The sequence below is a fragment of the Brevibacterium sediminis genome, assembly GCF_024895295.1.
Taxonomy (GTDB): domain Bacteria; phylum Actinomycetota; class Actinomycetes; order Actinomycetales; family Brevibacteriaceae; genus Brevibacterium; species Brevibacterium sediminis.
Map to the genome: position 1 here is coordinate 136,654 of NZ_JAHQRN010000004.1, position 14,976 is coordinate 151,629.

Here is a 14,976-nt window from a genome sequence, read left to right on the forward strand (position 1 = left end):
GACGAGGGAAGGCGCAACGATGAAACACCTGATCACAGGCCGGAGAGCCACTTGGGCGGCCATCGGCATGGTCGGAGCACTGGCATTGTCCGGCTGTGGTGGTGCCGGCGGCAGCTCGGCCGGGGGCGGCGGCGACGAAGTCAACGTCCTCATGGTCAACAACCCGCAGATGCAGGACCTGCAGAAGCTCACAGCCGACCACTTCACCAAGGACACGGGCATCAAGGTCAACTACACCGTGCTGCCGGAGAACGAGGTGCGGGCGAAGATCGGCCAGGAGTTCGCCGCTCAGGCCGGCAACTACGACGTCGCCTCGATGTCGAACTACGAAATCCCGACCTACGCGAAGAACAAGTGGCTCACCCCCATGGACGAAGGCGTCGTCGATGCCGAGGGCTTCGACCAGGACGACATCCTCGCCCCGATGGCCGAGTCGATGACGGTCGACGACCAGGTCTACGGTGAGCCGTTCTACGGTGAGGGCTCGTTCCTCATGTACCGCACGGACATCTTCGACAAGGCCGGCGTGGAGATGCCGGAGAATCCGACCTGGGACGAAGTCGCTAAGCTCGCGGCGAAGGTCGACGGTGCGGAGAAGGGCACGAAGGGCATCTGCCTGCGCGGACTGCCCGGCTGGGGCGAGATGTTCGCTCCGCTGACGACCGTGGTCAACACCTTCGGCGGAACCTGGTTCGACGAGGACTGGAACGCGCAGGTCGATTCCAAGGAATTCAAGGAAGCCACGAACTTCTACGTCGACCTCATCAAGGACCACGGCGAATCCGGAGCCCCGCAGGCCGGCTACACCGAGTGCCTGACGAACCTGCAGCAGGGCAAGGTCGCCATGTGGTACGACTCGACGGCCGCCACCGGAACCCTCGAAGCCGATGACTCTCCCGTCAAGGGCAAGATCGGCTACGTCGCGGCACCGGTGAAGGAAACGGAGTCGAGCTCCTGGCTCTACACCTGGGCATGGGGCATCCAGGCCGCAGGCAAGAACCAGGACGCGGCGAAGCAGTTCGTCGCCTGGGCCTCGTCGAAGGACTACGAGGAGACCGTCGCCGAGGAGCTCGGCTGGCAGCACGTGCCTGCCGGCAAGCGGACCTCGACCTATGAGAACCCCGAGTACCAGAAGGCCGCGAAGCCCTTCTACCAGCAGACCGAGGACGCCATCAACTCGGCCGATCCGGTCAGCCCCGGAGTCCAGCCGCGGCCGACACTGGGAGTCCAGTTCGTGACGATCCCCGAATTCGCGGACCTCGCCACGGGCATCTCCGAAGACGTCAGCTCCGCCATCGCCGGTCGGACGTCGGCCGATGCGGCCCTGAAGAAGGGCCAGAAGGAAGCCGAGAAGGTCGGAGACAAATACAAGAAGTGACCGAGCGCCTCGGGGCGGGTGATCGTCACCCTCCCCGAGGCGGCCCCGGCCCCATCCGCACCACCGCCTGACCGCACCACCCGCCTGACGAAGGATGTTCGAAGTGTCAGCTCCAGCCGCCGAGCGTGCATCGCAGCCGATCACGCCGCCGAAACCCCGTGCCAAGGACCGATGGCTCAAGCGTGCGCCCATGCTGCCGGCGCTGATCTTCGTCATCCTCGTCACCCAGATCCCGTTCGCGATCACGATCATCATCTCGTTCATGAACTGGAACGCCGCCTACCCTGATGACATCAGCTTCGGCACCGTCCAGAACTACGTCACCGTCTTCACCGATGCGAACCTGCTCAAGGCCGTCATCGTCACCGTCGGGCTCACGGTCGGCGTCGTGCTGGCCTCGGCTCTGCTGGGCCTGGGCATCGCCCTGCTGCTCGATCGGAAGTTCATCGGCCGCGGTTTCGTCCGCACCCTGATGATCACGCCGTTCCTCGTCGTCCCCGTCGCCGCCGCGCTGCTGTTCAAGCACGCGATCTTCAACCCTTCATACGGGCTGATCAATGGGCTGCTGACCACCGTGTTCGGAGAAAACGCCCCGCAACCGGACCTCATGACCTCGAACCCGCTGCTGGGCATCGGGGTCGTGCTCGTCTGGCAGTGGACTCCGTTCATGATGCTCATCATGCTCGCCGGACTGCAGTCACGACCCATGGACGTCTACGAGGCGGCCCTCGTCGACGGCGCCGGACCCTGGCAGACCTTCCGCTTCATCACCCTGCCCCACCTGCGCCGATACATCGAACTCGCCGCACTGCTGGGCACCATCTACATCGTCCAGAACTTCGACATGGTCTTCACCATGACCTCCGGAGGGCTCGGCACCGCCACCCTGCCGTACGTCATCTACCAGGAGTTCTTCGTCGCCCAGGACTACGGAGTCGCCTCCGCCGTCGGCGTCATCGTCGTCATCGCCTCCCTCATCACCGCGACCTTCGCCCTGCGCACCGCATCGACCCTGCTCAAGGAGGAGAACTCATGAGCACCCCCGACCTCACCGTGGATGCCCACCCCGCACCAGGGGTGACCCCCACCCCGACCGAACCGGGCGGACCCGGATCCGCAGAGCCGCCTCGGCGAAAGGCGAACGCACCGAGGCGGCCCGGCCAGGGGCGGGCGGGCAAGATCCTGCTCGGCCTGTTGGCCTGGTTCGTCGGACTCCTGTTCGTCTCACCTCTGCTGTGGATGCTGCTGACCAGCCTGCACGCGGAGACCGACGCCTCGACGAATCCGCCCAGCTACTTCGCCCCGCTGACGCTGGAGTCCTTCGTCAACTTCTTCGGCGGCGGCAACGGCGCGAACCCCTGGCCGTTCCTCATCAACTCCGCGGTCGCCGCCATCGTTTCGACGCTCATCGTCCTCGTCCTCTCCACGATGGCCGCGTACTCACTGGCGATCCGCCGCATCGAACGCTGGTCGGACGTGCTGTTCTTCCTCCTGTCGACGAAGATGCTGCCGATGGTTGCGGGCCTCCTGCCCGTCTACCTCGTCGCGAAATCCTTCGGCATCCTCGACACCTGGCTGCTGCTCATCATCATCTACTCGGCGATGAACATGCCGATCGCGGTGTGGATGATGCGCTCCTTCCTCGCCGAGGTGCCCGTCGAAGTCCTCGAAGCCGCCGAACTCGACGGCGCCCGCCTGCCGCGCGTCTTCCTCCAGATCCTGCTGCCGCTGACCGCACCCGGACTGGCCGCGACCGCACTGATCTGCTTCATCTTCTCGTGGAACGAACTCCTCTTCGCCACCGTGCTCACCTCCACGGCGGCATCGACGGCACCCGTGTTCCTCACCAGCTTCGTCACCTCCCAGGGTCTGTTCCTGTCGCAGGTGTGCGCGGCCTCGCTCATTATCTCCGTGCCCGTGCTCGTGGCCGGAATCGCCGCCCAGGACAAACTCGTCCAGGGCCTGTCCATGGGAGCCGTCAAATGACCGCACCGACCACCGCGCTTTCCCTCAATACCCAGAACCTCGCCGAGGTGGCCGACCACGGTATCGCCGTCCCCACCTATGATCGGTCGGCCGTGAGCCCCGGCATCGTCCATTTCGGAGTGGGCGGATTCCACCGCGCGCACATGGCGATGGTCCTCGACGATCTGCTCGGGGCTGGGCTCGCCTCCGACTGGGGGATCGTCGGAGCCGGAGTGCTGCCCCACGACGTGGCCATGCGCGATGCGCTCGCCGACCAAGATCACCTGTACACGCTGACTCTCAAACACGCCGACGGAACCAAGGAACGTCGGGTGATCGGGTCGATCATCGACTACCGATTCGGGCCCGATAACCCTGCCGGACTGCTTAACCTGCTCACCGATGAGACGATCCGGATCGTCTCCCTGACCGTCACCGAGGGCGGATACAACGTCAACCCCGTCACCGGGGAGTTCATCACCGATGAGCCGACGATCGCCGCCGATGTCGAGGCGCTGCGGGCCGGTGAGCTGCCGGCCACCGTCTTCGGCTATGTCGTCTCCGCTCTGCGGGCACGGCGCGAGGCCGGAGTCGCACCGTTCACCGTGCAGTCGTGCGACAACATCTCGGAGAACGGCGATGTGGCGGCGAAGATGTTCTCTGCCTTCGCTCGCCTCGTCGATGCCGAACTCGCGGAGTGGATCGCCGAGTCCGTGGCGTTCCCGAACTCGATGGTCGACCGCATCACCCCGGCCACCACTGACGGCGACCGCGCCGACCTGGTGGCCGACACCGGAGTCACCGATGCCTGGCCGGTCGTCGCCGAGCCCTTCTTCCAGTGGGTGCTCGAGGACGATTTCACCTCCGGCCGTCCTCCCTATGAAGAGGCTCGAGTACAGGTCGTCGACGACGTTCAGCCCTATGAGCATATGAAGCTGCGCCTGCTCAACTCCGGGCATCAGGGGCTCGCGTACTTCGGCCTCCTCGGCGGATACACCTTCGCCCATGAGGCGATGGCGAACCCGGACATCCCCGCCTACCTGCGCCGATACATGGACGAGGAAGGCACACCGAGTCTGGCACCGCTGCCCGGAATCGACCTGGACGCCTATAAGGACTCGCTCATCGAACGTTTCAGCAACCCGGAGATCCGCGACACTCTCGCCCGCCTCGGCGCAGAGTCGTCCGACCGGATCCCCAAATGGCTGCTGCCGGTCGTCAAGGACAACCTCGCCTCGGGCCACCCGATCGAGGTAGCCGCGGCGATCTGCGCCTCGTGGGCCCGGTATGCCGAAGGGCACGACGAATCCGGCGGTCGGTTCACCATCGTCGATCGCTATGCCGACGAACTGCAGGCAGTGGCCGCGACACAGGCAGAGGACCCGCTGGCTTTCGTCCGGCAGGAACAGTTCTTCGGACCGCTGGCCGAGGAGCCGAGGTTCACCGAACCGTATCTCAAGGCACTGACATCGCTGCACGAACGGGGAGCGAAGGAGACCGCCCGCCGTCTGGCCGCTCACGAAGAACTCTGAACGGGCGTTGAGCTGGCGGGAACGTCTAGCATGGAGACATGTTGCGTTCTCGCCTGAGCCTCCTGGCCCTGACCACGACTCTCGCGCTCGTCGGCTGTTCCGGCGGAGCGTCAGCCCCCGAATCCTCCACGGCCGGACAGAAGTCCTCCGCCGATTCCGGTGCTGAGACCCAAGCGCAGTCTGAAGCCCAGTCCGAATCGTCCCTGGACAACCCCGCCGACGCGGATCCAGCCGACTTCAAGGACGAGGCTGCGGACATCGTCGGAGACTTCTCCGACGAGGAACTCGCCGGGTCCCTCATCATCGGCACCTGGGAAGGCACCGACACGCAGACCCCGGTGGACATGGTCAAGCAGAACCACCTCGGCGGGGTCATCGTCATGGGCTACAACCTGGCCGAGAACCCGACGAAGGACCAGGTCACGGAACTGACTGGTCAGATCTCCGGGGCACGGTCGAAGGGTCAGCCCGTATCGATCGGCGTGGATCAGGAAGGCGGACCGGTGTCACGCCTCGGCACCGCAGCCCTGCCGTTCCCGCCGCTCATGGGCCTGGCCGCGACCGAGGATTCCGATCTCATCACCGACGCCACGACCGTGCAGGGGCAGAACCTCACCGATTTGGGCTTCACCATCGACTTCGCTCCGGACTCCGACGTCACGGTTGGGCCGAAGGACAAGGCGATCAACGTCCGCTCGGGCGGCACCGACCACGAGGATGTCGCCGAGGTCGTCGCCGACGCAGTCGAGGGATACCGGTCAGGTGGGGTGTCGAGCTCGGCGAAGCATTTCCCGGGGCACGGCCGCCTCGGCGTGGATTCGCACGAGAGCCTGCCGGTGTCGGAGAAGTCGATCGAGGAGATGGAGGACACGGACCTCCTGCCGTTCAAGTCCGCGGTCAAGGCCGGGGTGCCGATGGTGATGATGGGCCATATCGGGCTGCCCGATGCGAAGACGACGCCCGCGACGCTGAACAAGAAGGCCTACTCGGCGCTGCGGGAGACTCTCGACTATGACGGTGTCATCACCACGGATGCGCTGAACATGAAGGCTGTGCCGCAGAACCTCAAGGGCGGAGAGACCGTCAAGGCGCTCGCTGCTGGAGCCGATATCGCGCTCATGCCCCCGGATTCGGCGGCCGCGCAGAAGGCGATCGTCCAGGCGATGGGGGACGGGACGCTTGAGAAGAAGGACCTCGTCGAGAAGTCCGAACGCGTCGTCGCAGCCCAGCTGGCCACCGCCGAAGCCCAGAAGAGCGTGCAGGCCGGGGACTCGGATGCGAAGGATCCGAAGAAGGTCCTCACCGAAGTCGCCGATCAGTCGCTGACCGTGCTCAAGGGCGAATGCTCCTTCACCGGGACCGATTCGATCTCGATCGTCGGCGGCAGCGATAAGGAAAAGGCAGCACTGAAGGAAGCAGCCGAGGCCGAGGACCTCACCGTCGGATCCGGTGGAACCTCCGTGAGTCTGAGCCCGTCGACCTCCGCCGAGGTGGCCGTAGGCACCGCTGCTCCGTGGACGATGCGCAGCACCGCGGCGAAGTCCGCCGTGACCGCGTACGATTCGAACCCGTACGCACTGCGGGCCGTGGTGAAGTGGCTGAAAGGCGACCTCGAGGCATCGGGTCAGCTGCCTGCCGAATACGACGGCAGCGACAAAGCTCCCGAATGCGGGTGACAACTAGTCAGCTGCGATCATGGTCGTGAACGAGCCAAGGCCGCGAACGAGCGGCGCACATAAGAGATCCCCTCATCGGCACTGTGCCGACGAGGGGATTCCTCATTTATTCAGTTCTAAATGGAGATCAGAGCACGCGGATGAACTGAGCACCCTGCTGGGTCATCCAGTCCACGCTGCGGTAGCTGGTGTTCACTCGAGTGTTGCCAGCGTCGTACATCATGCCGTCACCGGCGTAGATGCCGACGTGGCCCGGTGACCAGATGATATCTCCGGCCTTCGCCTCGGAAGCCGAGACGATCTGCCCGGCGCCCTTCTGCGCATCGGACGTGCGCGGCAGGTTCACGCCCACCTTGCCGTAGACGAATGAGGTGTAGCCGGAGCAGTCCCAGCCGCTGGTCGAAGTCCCGCCCAGCACGTACGGCGTGCCGACGTACTGCTTCGCGATGGCGATGACCTGCTCGGCCTTCGATCCGTCCGGGACCTTGACGTCGCTGGAGCCCGAGTCCGCGCCGTCGTCCTTGCTTTTGTCTTCGCCCGAATCGGCCGGACCCTCATCGCTGGTGCCGGCGGAGTCATCGTCCGAGGACTCGCTCGGCTCATCTTCGGGCTCCTCAGCGGGAGCCGGCTCGGCGACGGTCGTCTTCGGCTCTTCCTTCGGCTCGGGCTTCGGCTTCGGTTTGGGCTTTGGCTTGGGCGCGGCCTCGGCGGTGACGACGTCCGTGTCGACGGTGACTTCAGCTTCCTGATCACCCTTCTTCGACGCGCCGCCGGCATCGATGGTCGGTGTCTGGTTCTTGAACTCGACCGGCGCCTGCTTCTCGGACTCGGCTGCGACCTTCGCCTCGTCGTCGGCTCCCTGCCCGGCAGCGGGGAGGACTGCTGCGGTGAGCAGTCCGCCGCTGGCGGCGACGACTGCGGCACGGCGGCCGAATGCGCCGGAGTTTGCTGCGAGCAGTTCGCTCAGCTCGGTCAGTGGTGTCTTGGCCTTGGCGTTCGCGGCGCGGCGGCCGTGCTGCTTAGATGCCACGATTTCCTCTCGTTGCCTGTCTGAGTGTGACGATGTCCTCCACTGTAACGAATTCGTGATCTTCTGTCACGTTTTTGTTACAAAAGGATTCTTGGGCAGGTTCGAGGGCATAATTCCAGGTCACAGGTGCAATGTGGACAAGAATGGCTGGTGGTGGGCTGTGGTTCCGCCTGATTACGACTGTGATTCAGCGCTCAGTCTCAGCCTTGAATAACGTTTCGTGACATTCGCAAGACGCGATTCTTGGGTCGATCCGCGGCGTTATTCGCGGCCAAACCACCGTGGATCGACCCAAGAATGCCGTCGACGTTTTATTGCGCGCGGATGCGGTGGTGCGCGCGTGCGGTGGTGACTGAGCGTCAGGCTCCGGTGGTGACTGAGCGTCAGGAGCCGGTTTCGACCGGTCGGTTGGGATCGGATGACCAACCGGACCAGCTCGCGGGGTAGAGGCTGGCCTCGACGCCGAGGGTCGCCAGCGCCAGAGCGTTGTGGCAGGCGGTGACTCCCGAACCGCAGTACACGCCGACGGGACCATCGAGGGCGCCCAGTTCATCGAAGCGTTCGCGCAGCAGCGCCTCGGGCAGGAACGTCCCCGCAGGAACGTTATCCGTGGCCGGGGCGCTCTTCGCTCCGGGAATGTGACCGGCCTGCGGATCGAGCGGTTCGGTCTCTCCGCGGAAGCGCTCACCGGCACGGGCATCGAGCAGGACTCCATCGAAACCGGCTGCCGCCTCGGCATCGATGACGGGCAGTCGACCCGGGCTGATCTCCACGGCACTCGGTGCGACCTCGGGGGAGTCGCCGGTCTCGAGAGTCCCGCCGGCGTCACGGAACGCTGCGAGCCCGCCGTCGAGGACTCGCGCGCTCAATCCCGCCCAGCGCAGCAGCCACCAGGCCCGGGCTGCGCCGAGGGAGGAATTGTCGTCATAGACCACGACCTCGGTGCCTTCGTCGATGCCCCAGGAGCGCACCGTCTCCTGAAAGGCTTCGGGGCTCGGCAGCGGGTGACGACCGGCCGTCGGATCGGTGGTGCCGTGGTCGGCGAGCTCCGTGTCGAGGTCGACATAGACGGCACCGGGGATGTGTCCGGCGGCGAAGTCCTCGCGGCCATCGGGCTTCGGCAGGGTCCAGCGGACGTCGAGCAGCCTCGGGGCTGGGGAGTCGGCCATTCGGGTGAGCAGTTCATCGGCGCTGATGAGAACGTCGGAGCGGGACAATTCGATCTCCTTCACGGGCGGATTTCTTCATGGGCAGGTTGAAGGGGTCACACGGGTTGCGTGAGCAGCACGACGTGCTTATCGCCGAGCCGGGTGAATACGAGCGTGGCTTTGTCTCCCTTGGGCAGTTTGAGTTGGCGTCGGACCTGGTCGGGCACGATGTCGGCTCCGCGTTTCTTGATCACGACCGAGCCGATTCCGCGGGAGACGAGCTCCTTGCGCAGGCTCGGGACCTTCGCGGGCAGCACGTCGACGACCTCGTAGGAGGTGACGCCTGCGGAGGCCGGCCCGCTCGGTTCGACGTCGGTGGTCAGATACGCGATCTTCGGGTGGAGTCGGCGGGCCTGCAGCGGTGCACACAATGCGGCGACGAGTCCGGCGCGCACGATCGCACCGTCGGGTTCGAGCAGATACTTCCCGAGCTCCCCGATGCCCGACTCGTCCTCAAGAGGGAGATCGTGTTCATGGACGAGGAGGGTGCGTTCGCCCATGACGAGAGCTCCGCGGCCGGGGCGTTGCCTGGCTGCACCGAAGTAGAGGCAGACCTCGACGACCTCTCCGTTATGGGAGACCCACTGGGCTTCGGCATCCTCGGGGACGAGGTCGTGGTCGAGCGCCGGGCCGAGCTTCACCCCGGCCGCCTTCGCCGTACTCGCCTTCTCGATCACCCATGACAGAGAAGGGGAGAAGGCCTCGGGGTCGGTGATGCGGGAGGTCGATCCGCGTTTGTCGGCCTTGCCGATGGTCCGCCGGGCCGGATCGAACCAGAGGGCATCGAATCCATCCAGGTCGACATCCTCGGCGCGAGTATGTTCGACGGCCGCATCGGGCAGGTGGCGGAGGTTGAAGGCGGCGATGGCAGCGGTGACCTCGTCGGCATCGACAGCCGAGACCTGCGCGCCCATTCCGGCGAAGGCGACCGAGTCCGCGCCGATCCCGCATCCGAGATCGGCGATGCGGAAGGACTCACCCTCGGCCACGTCGCCGATGAGGCGACGCGCATGATGAGCGGCGACCGGCAGCCGCGTGGCCTGGGCCAGTCCGTCGCGAGTGAAGAGCATGTCCTCCGCGAAGGGGCCGAGCTTCGCTGCCGCCTCCTGACGCAGCCGGGCCTGAGTGAGCAGGGCCGCAGTTACCTCGGCGGAGTAGCCCTCCTTGCGCAGGGCCGTGGACCGGGCGAGCTCATCGCCCTCGAGGGCGTCGAGGCGGTCAAGACGTTCGAGGACGGCGACGTCGAGCAGTTCGGTCAGTGTCTGCGGATCCATAGGCTTCACCCTATCGTCTGCGCGGTGAGGTCATTCCCTGCGCCGAGGAGGTCCACCCGAACCGCCGGGCCGCTGCGGTGATTGTGCGAGCCGACCGTTGCGGTAAGTTGTTGGCTGTGACGTTATTGACCGCCCGCGATATCCGCGAATTAGCCGCTGACATCGGTCTGCGCCCGACGAAGCAGAAGGGCCAGAACTTCGTCATCGACCCCAATACCGTGCGCTCGATCGTCACCGCCGCAGGTCTCGAAGAGAACTCGAACGTCGTCGAGATCGGTCCGGGGCTCGGTTCGCTCACCCTCGGCCTGCTCGAAGCCGGTCACAGGGTCACCGCGGTCGAGATCGACGAACTGCTCGCGCAGAAGCTGCCGAGCACCGTCGACAGGTTCGCCGGCAGTGATGCCCCGTTCCACCTGGTCAACGCCGACGCCCTGCGCGTCACGACGCTGCCCACGCCGCAGCACACCACCGAACCCGCGGACGATCGGCCCGATGCCGAGAACCAGCCCGATGCGCTCGTGGCGAACCTGCCCTACAACGTGGCCGTGCCCGTGCTGCTGCACTTCCTCGAGACCTTCCCGAGCCTGACAACCGTCCTCGTCATGGTCCAGCTCGAAGTCGCCGAACGGCTCGCCGCCGCCCCCGGCTCCCGCACCTACGGAGTCCCCAGCGTCAAAGCCCAGTGGTACGGGGACGTGCAGCTGGCGGGCAAGATCGGCAAGAACGTGTTCTGGCCGGCCCCGAACATCGACTCCGGACTCGTCCGCATCGACGTCACCCGCACCGACCGCGACCCGGCCGTGCGCAGCCGCCTCTTCACCCTCATCGACGCCGCTTTCGCCCAGCGCCGCAAGACCCTGCGCGCAGCCCTGTCCGGATGGGCCGGCAGCCCCCAGCAGTCCGAAGACCTGCTGACGGTCGCCGGAATCGACCCGAAGACCCGCGGCGAGGCCCTCACCGTCGCCGACTTCCAACGCCTCGCCGCCGTTGCCGTCGACGACGGTGGCGCCTCCAACGGAGATGCCGCTGCACCGGCCCCGCCCGCCGAGGATCCCTCACCATGACCGTCCCGCTGCGTCCGCGCATGACGATCCCGGCCCCGGTGAAAGTGCAGGCGCCGGGGAAGATCAACATCCACCTCGGTGTGGGTGCGGCGAACAACGGGTATCACGAACTCGCGACCGTATTCCAAGCGCTCAACCTCGGCGAGACCCTCACTCTCATTCCGGGCGGAACACGAACGATCATCGTCCAGGGCCACTACGCGGATGCCGAGGTCCCACGCGATGAATCGAACTTCGCCAGACGCGCCGTCGACCTCCTCATCGCCGCGCTCGAGGGCGACCGGGATGTCGATGTGCTGCGCGACCTCGACATCGTCATCGACAAACAGGTGCCCGTGGCCGGCGGAATGGGCGGGGGATCGGCCGACGCGGCCGCCGCGCTCGTCGGAGCCGCTCACCTCGTCGGCGGAGTCGATGAGGCGATCCTCCACCAATGCGCGGTCGCCGTCGGGGCCGACGTCGCTTTCCTCCTGCGCGGAGGCACGGCTATCGGCCACGGTCGCGGGGAGAAGCTGAGCCCCGTGCTCACCCGCGGAACCTTCCACTGGGTGATGGCCACCTCGGCGTCGCCCCTGCCCACCCCGGACGTCTACGCCCGCTTCGACGAACTCAACCCCGACCCGGCACCCGCGACCGTCCCCGATCAGGTGCTCACGGCGCTCGCCGCCGGCGAACCGGACTCGCTCGCGGAATTCGCGGCGAACGATCTCACCGAGGCGGCCGTGTCCTTCATGCCCGAAATCGCCGAGGTGATGGAGGCCGGCCGGGACGCCGGCGCCGTCCTGCCCCTGCTCAGCGGGTCAGGGCCGACGATCGGCTTCCTCGCCCGCGACGCCCACCACGCCCTCGACCTCGCTGTGCTCCTGCAGGCTACGCGCGGCGTCAACGAAGCACTGCGCACCACCGGGCCCGCCCCCGGAGCGCATATCGTGGACGGCGGCTGACCGTGGGGGAGGAGAACCAGACCCCCGCCGAGGCGGCCGACAGTCCGAAATCGGGCCCGGAGAATCGCGGCAACCTCCATGAAACGCTGCGCGATCAGGTCGGGCAGGACATCGTCTCCGGGCGGCTGGCCGCCGGGACGATCATCAAGGCCGAAGATCTGCGTGCCCGCTACGATGTGTCGCTGTCGGTGGTGCGCGAAGTCGTCCGAGTCCTCGAATCATTGGGCATGCTGCAGCCGATCCGTCGGGTCGGCCTCGTCGTGCTCGCGATGAGCGAATGGATGCTGCTCGACCCGCTCGTCATCCGCTGGAGGATGACCGAGGCGCCGGCGCGGCAGCTGCGGTCGCTGACGGAACTGCGAGTGGCCATCGAACCCGAAGCGGCCGGACTGGCCGCACAGTATGCCCCTGCAGAAGCCGCCGAGGAGATCATGGGTCTGGCCGCTCGGATGCGAGCCTCGGGCAGGCAGGGCGATGTCGAGGCGTTCCTCGAAGCCGATGTGGAATTCCACCGGGCAGTGCTCGGCGCCGGAGGCAACGAGCTCTTCGCCGCCTTCGACACCGTCATCGGCGAGATCCTCGCCGGCCGCACCGGAGCGGGACTGATGCCGAAGTTCCCGCACCCGGATGCCCTGCAATGGCATTTCGACGTCGCCGATGCCATCGGCGGGCAGGACCCGGCCCGGGCGAAGGACGCGATGGCGAAGATCGTGGCCAAGGCCGACGCGGAGATGGGCAGCGTCTGGGCCGACGAACCCCGGCATCCCAACAATTGACGAGGGTGCCGAGGCACCCGGGCATCTGAGCACCCAAGCGCCCGGGCGGCTGAGCACCGGCTTCAGAACAGGCTGACGACTCCGTAGAGGGCGAGGCTGAGCAGGAATCCGACGGTGCCGAGCAGCGTCTCGGCGACGGTCCAGGTCTTCAGCGTCGTCTTCGTATCCATGCCGAAGAAGCGGGACACCAGCCAGAAGCCGGAGTCGTTGACGTGGCTGGCGAAGACCGAACCGGCGGCCAGAGACAGCACGATCGCCACGACCTGCAGGCTCGAGAAGTCCGGGTTGCCGGCGACGATCGGCTGGACCAGCGCCGCCGCGGTCGTCAGGGCCACCGTCGCCGAACCCTGTGCGATGCGCACGATCGCGGCGATGACGAAGCCGGCGACGATGACGGGCAGGCCGAGGGCAGCCAGCGAATCGGCCAGGGAATCGCCGATGCCGCTGGCACGCAGCACTCCGCCGAACATGCCGCCGGCACCGGTGATGAGGATGATCGAGCACACCGGGCCGAGCGCGGAGTCGACGACGGTCTCGATGAGAGATTGGTCCTTCTTCTGCTTCCAACCGAGCAGCCACATGGCGATGACGACGGTGATGAGCAGGGCGATCGGGGTTTCACCCAGTAGGCGCAGGGAGCTGATGCCCACCGATTCGATATCGACCCACCCTGCTTCACCGGCGAAGTTCAGCCCGGTGTTGAGGAAGATGAGCACGAGAGGCAGGACGAGGAGGAAGATGACGTGGCCGAGCTTCGGGCGCGAGGCGAAATCTTTGAAGTTGTCGTCCTTCCCGGCCGAAAGGACCGTCGGGACCGGGATGTCGATGCGTTTGCCGATGATGAGCCCGAACAGATACCCGGTGAGGTACCAGGAAGGGATGGCGATGATGATTCCGCAGATGAGGACGAGGCCGACGTTCGCGCCGAGCAGTCCGGAGGCTGCGACAGGGCCGGGGTGCGGGGGTACGAAGATGTGCATGGCGGAGAATGCCATGGCCGCAGGCATCGCGTAGAGCAGCAGAGACCCGCCGAGGCGGCGCGCGATCGTGAAGATGATCGGCAGCATGACGACGAGGCCGGCGTCGAAGAAGATCGGGAAGCCGAAGAGCAGCGAGGTCACGCCGAGCGCGAAGGGTGCGCGCTTCTCACCGAAGAGGCGGATGAGGGCGTCGGTGAGCACCTCGGCGCCGCCGGAGAGTTCGAGCATCCGCCCGAGCATCGCACCGAGTCCGACGAGCAGAGCCACACTGGCCAGGGTGGATCCGAAGCCGTCGTAGAGGACGTCGATGAGGTCGCCGGGCATGATGCCGGCGGCCAGTGCTGTGATCACTGAGACGATGACGAGGGCGATGAAGGCGTGGACGCGTGCCTTGATGATGAGCAGGAGCAGCACGGCGATCGCCGCGGCTGCGATTCCCAGCAGGGCCGGAGTCGGCAGGGTCCAGGCCAATTCGAGTTCGGTCATTGTTCCTCTTCCTTGAGGTCAGATGGATGGGCGGACGGTGGACGGGACGATCATGCGTTCAGCCGCTTTACGGATTCGAGGATCGCATTCAGGACCTCGGGAATCGACCGGTCGACGTCGACGGTGGCGTGAGCTTCCTCGGCAGCGAGCGGTTCGAGGGTGGCCAGCTGCGAATCGAGCAGATCGGGAGACATGAACTCGTGGTCGCGGCGGGCCAGATGGTCGGCGATGACCTCGCGAGGACCGTCGAGGTGGATGAAGACGAGTGAGGGTGCCGACCTGCGCAGCAGGTCACGGTAGGTGCGCTTGAGCGCGGAGCACGCGATGACCGGGGCCGGGGTGCGGGCGGCCTCGACGGCGACGCTGTTGAGCCAGGGGGAGCGATCCTCATCCGTGAGCGGCACCCCGGAACTCATCTTCGCTTTGTTCGCCGCGGAGTGCAGATCGTCGGCGTCGACGAATCGACGGTCGAGGGCGTGCGCCACCTGCGCGCCGAGGACGGTTTTGCCGGTTCCCGAGACACCCATGATGACGAGCGGTGGAAGGAAAGGGCTGTGACCCATAACCGAAACCTCTCGATAAAATATGAAGAAATATCTATAATCAGTTATTAAAACAGATTTATTGCACCGTAGTGCTGGTGGGAAGCGACTGTCAACACTG

The 14,976-nt window shown here is 66.0% G+C and carries 13 protein-coding genes; 8 read left to right on the forward strand and 5 right to left on the reverse strand.

The annotated features are described in order from the left end of the window. Positions 1 to 19 precede the first annotated feature (19 nt). The 5 genes from KTJ89_RS10575 to KTJ89_RS10595 all read left to right on the forward strand — a co-directional run bounded on the left by KTJ89_RS10575 (position 20) and on the right by KTJ89_RS10595 (position 6,551). The gene (locus KTJ89_RS10575) at positions 20 to 1,378 is read left to right on the forward strand and encodes an ABC transporter substrate-binding protein (protein ID WP_259357701.1); all 1,359 of its coding nucleotides are present in this window, start codon (positions 20 to 22) and stop codon (positions 1,376 to 1,378) included. A 94-nt stretch (positions 1,379 to 1,472) separates the two neighbouring features. Continuing rightward, the gene (locus KTJ89_RS10580; protein ID WP_259357702.1) at positions 1,473 to 2,414 is read left to right on the forward strand and encodes a carbohydrate ABC transporter permease; all 942 of its coding nucleotides are present in this window, start codon (positions 1,473 to 1,475) and stop codon (positions 2,412 to 2,414) included. Next, positions 2,411 to 3,364, forward strand: a complete 954-nt coding sequence (locus KTJ89_RS10585; RefSeq protein ID WP_259357703.1) for a carbohydrate ABC transporter permease — start codon at positions 2,411 to 2,413, stop codon at positions 3,362 to 3,364. The genes KTJ89_RS10580 and KTJ89_RS10585 overlap by 4 nt, the downstream gene beginning before the upstream one ends. Continuing rightward, entirely contained in the window at positions 3,361 to 4,875 is a 1,515-nt protein-coding gene (locus KTJ89_RS10590) for a mannitol dehydrogenase family protein (protein WP_259357704.1), read from the forward strand. Before KTJ89_RS10585 ends, KTJ89_RS10590 begins: the two co-directional genes overlap by 4 nt. Before the next feature lie 38 nt (positions 4,876 to 4,913). Beyond that, positions 4,914 to 6,551: a glycoside hydrolase family 3 N-terminal domain-containing protein gene (locus KTJ89_RS10595; protein ID WP_259357705.1), complete on the forward strand. Its 1,638-nt coding sequence runs from the start codon at positions 4,914 to 4,916 to the stop codon at positions 6,549 to 6,551. 127 nt (positions 6,552 to 6,678) lie between these two features. Here KTJ89_RS10595 and KTJ89_RS19255 read toward each other — a convergent pair whose 3' ends face one another. From KTJ89_RS19255 to KTJ89_RS10610, 3 genes are all read right to left on the reverse strand, one after another. Further along, positions 6,679 to 7,581: a C40 family peptidase gene (locus KTJ89_RS19255; RefSeq protein WP_310650285.1), complete on the reverse strand. Its 903-nt coding sequence runs from the start codon at positions 7,579 to 7,581 to the stop codon at positions 6,679 to 6,681. A 383-nt stretch (positions 7,582 to 7,964) separates the two neighbouring features. Further along, positions 7,965 to 8,798 (reverse strand): sulfurtransferase, encoded by an 834-nt coding sequence (locus KTJ89_RS10605; protein ID WP_259357706.1) that lies wholly within the window; start codon positions 8,796 to 8,798, stop codon positions 7,965 to 7,967. Between the two features lie 47 nt (positions 8,799 to 8,845). Next, positions 8,846 to 10,063 carry a class I SAM-dependent methyltransferase gene (locus KTJ89_RS10610; protein ID WP_259357707.1) on the reverse strand — a complete coding sequence of 406 codons (1,218 nt, stop codon included), beginning with the start codon at positions 10,061 to 10,063 and terminating at the stop codon, positions 8,846 to 8,848. Positions 10,064 to 10,179: 116 nt separating this feature from the next. Between KTJ89_RS10610 and rsmA the strand changes: the two genes are divergently transcribed. Genes rsmA through KTJ89_RS10625 form a run of 3 tightly spaced genes read left to right on the forward strand, consistent with a single transcriptional unit; the run spans position 10,180 to position 12,847 of the window. Continuing rightward, entirely contained in the window at positions 10,180 to 11,127 is a 948-nt protein-coding gene (gene rsmA / locus KTJ89_RS10615) for a 16S rRNA (adenine(1518)-N(6)/adenine(1519)-N(6))-dimethyltransferase RsmA (RefSeq protein ID WP_259357708.1), read from the forward strand. Continuing rightward, on the forward strand, positions 11,124 to 12,071 hold the full coding sequence (locus tag KTJ89_RS10620) for a 4-(cytidine 5'-diphospho)-2-C-methyl-D-erythritol kinase (RefSeq protein ID WP_259357709.1): 948 nt from the start codon (positions 11,124 to 11,126) through the stop codon (positions 12,069 to 12,071). The genes rsmA and KTJ89_RS10620 overlap by 4 nt, the downstream gene beginning before the upstream one ends. Positions 12,072 to 12,073: 2 nt before the next feature. Then, a complete protein-coding gene (locus KTJ89_RS10625) occupies positions 12,074 to 12,847 on the forward strand; it encodes a FadR/GntR family transcriptional regulator (RefSeq protein ID WP_259357710.1) in 774 nt (257 codons plus the stop codon). Positions 12,848 to 12,909: 62 nt separating this feature from the next. On the opposite strand, the gene KTJ89_RS10630 is transcribed toward KTJ89_RS10625, so the two are convergent. Next, positions 12,910 to 14,313 carry a GntP family permease gene (locus KTJ89_RS10630; protein WP_259357711.1) on the reverse strand — a complete coding sequence of 468 codons (1,404 nt, stop codon included), beginning with the start codon at positions 14,311 to 14,313 and terminating at the stop codon, positions 12,910 to 12,912. Between the two features lie 50 nt (positions 14,314 to 14,363). Continuing rightward, positions 14,364 to 14,876, reverse strand: coding sequence for a gluconokinase (locus tag KTJ89_RS10635; RefSeq protein WP_229664230.1), 513 nt, complete (start codon positions 14,874 to 14,876; stop codon positions 14,364 to 14,366). Positions 14,877 to 14,976 lie beyond the last annotated feature (100 nt).

Excerpts from the sequence above, each read along its gene's own strand:
- KTJ89_RS10575 (WP_259357701.1), top strand. The coding sequence starts at position 20 with ATGAAACACCTGATCACAGGCCGGAGAGCCACTTGGGCGGCCATCGGC.
- KTJ89_RS10580 (WP_259357702.1), top strand. The coding sequence starts at position 1,473 with ATGTTCGAAGTGTCAGCTCCAGCCGCCGAGCGTGCATCGCAGCCGATC.
- KTJ89_RS10585 (WP_259357703.1), top strand. The coding sequence starts at position 2,411 with ATGAGCACCCCCGACCTCACCGTGGATGCCCACCCCGCACCAGGGGTG.
- KTJ89_RS10590 (WP_259357704.1), top strand. The coding sequence starts at position 3,361 with ATGACCGCACCGACCACCGCGCTTTCCCTCAATACCCAGAACCTCGCC.
- KTJ89_RS10595 (WP_259357705.1), top strand. The coding sequence starts at position 4,914 with ATGTTGCGTTCTCGCCTGAGCCTCCTGGCCCTGACCACGACTCTCGCG.
- KTJ89_RS10610 (WP_259357707.1), bottom strand. The coding sequence starts at position 10,063 with ATGGATCCGCAGACACTGACCGAACTGCTCGACGTCGCCGTCCTCGAA.
- KTJ89_RS10620 (WP_259357709.1), top strand. The coding sequence starts at position 11,124 with ATGACCGTCCCGCTGCGTCCGCGCATGACGATCCCGGCCCCGGTGAAA.
- KTJ89_RS10630 (WP_259357711.1), bottom strand. The coding sequence starts at position 14,313 with ATGACCGAACTCGAATTGGCCTGGACCCTGCCGACTCCGGCCCTGCTG.
- KTJ89_RS10635 (WP_229664230.1), bottom strand. The coding sequence starts at position 14,876 with ATGGGTCACAGCCCTTTCCTTCCACCGCTCGTCATCATGGGTGTCTCG.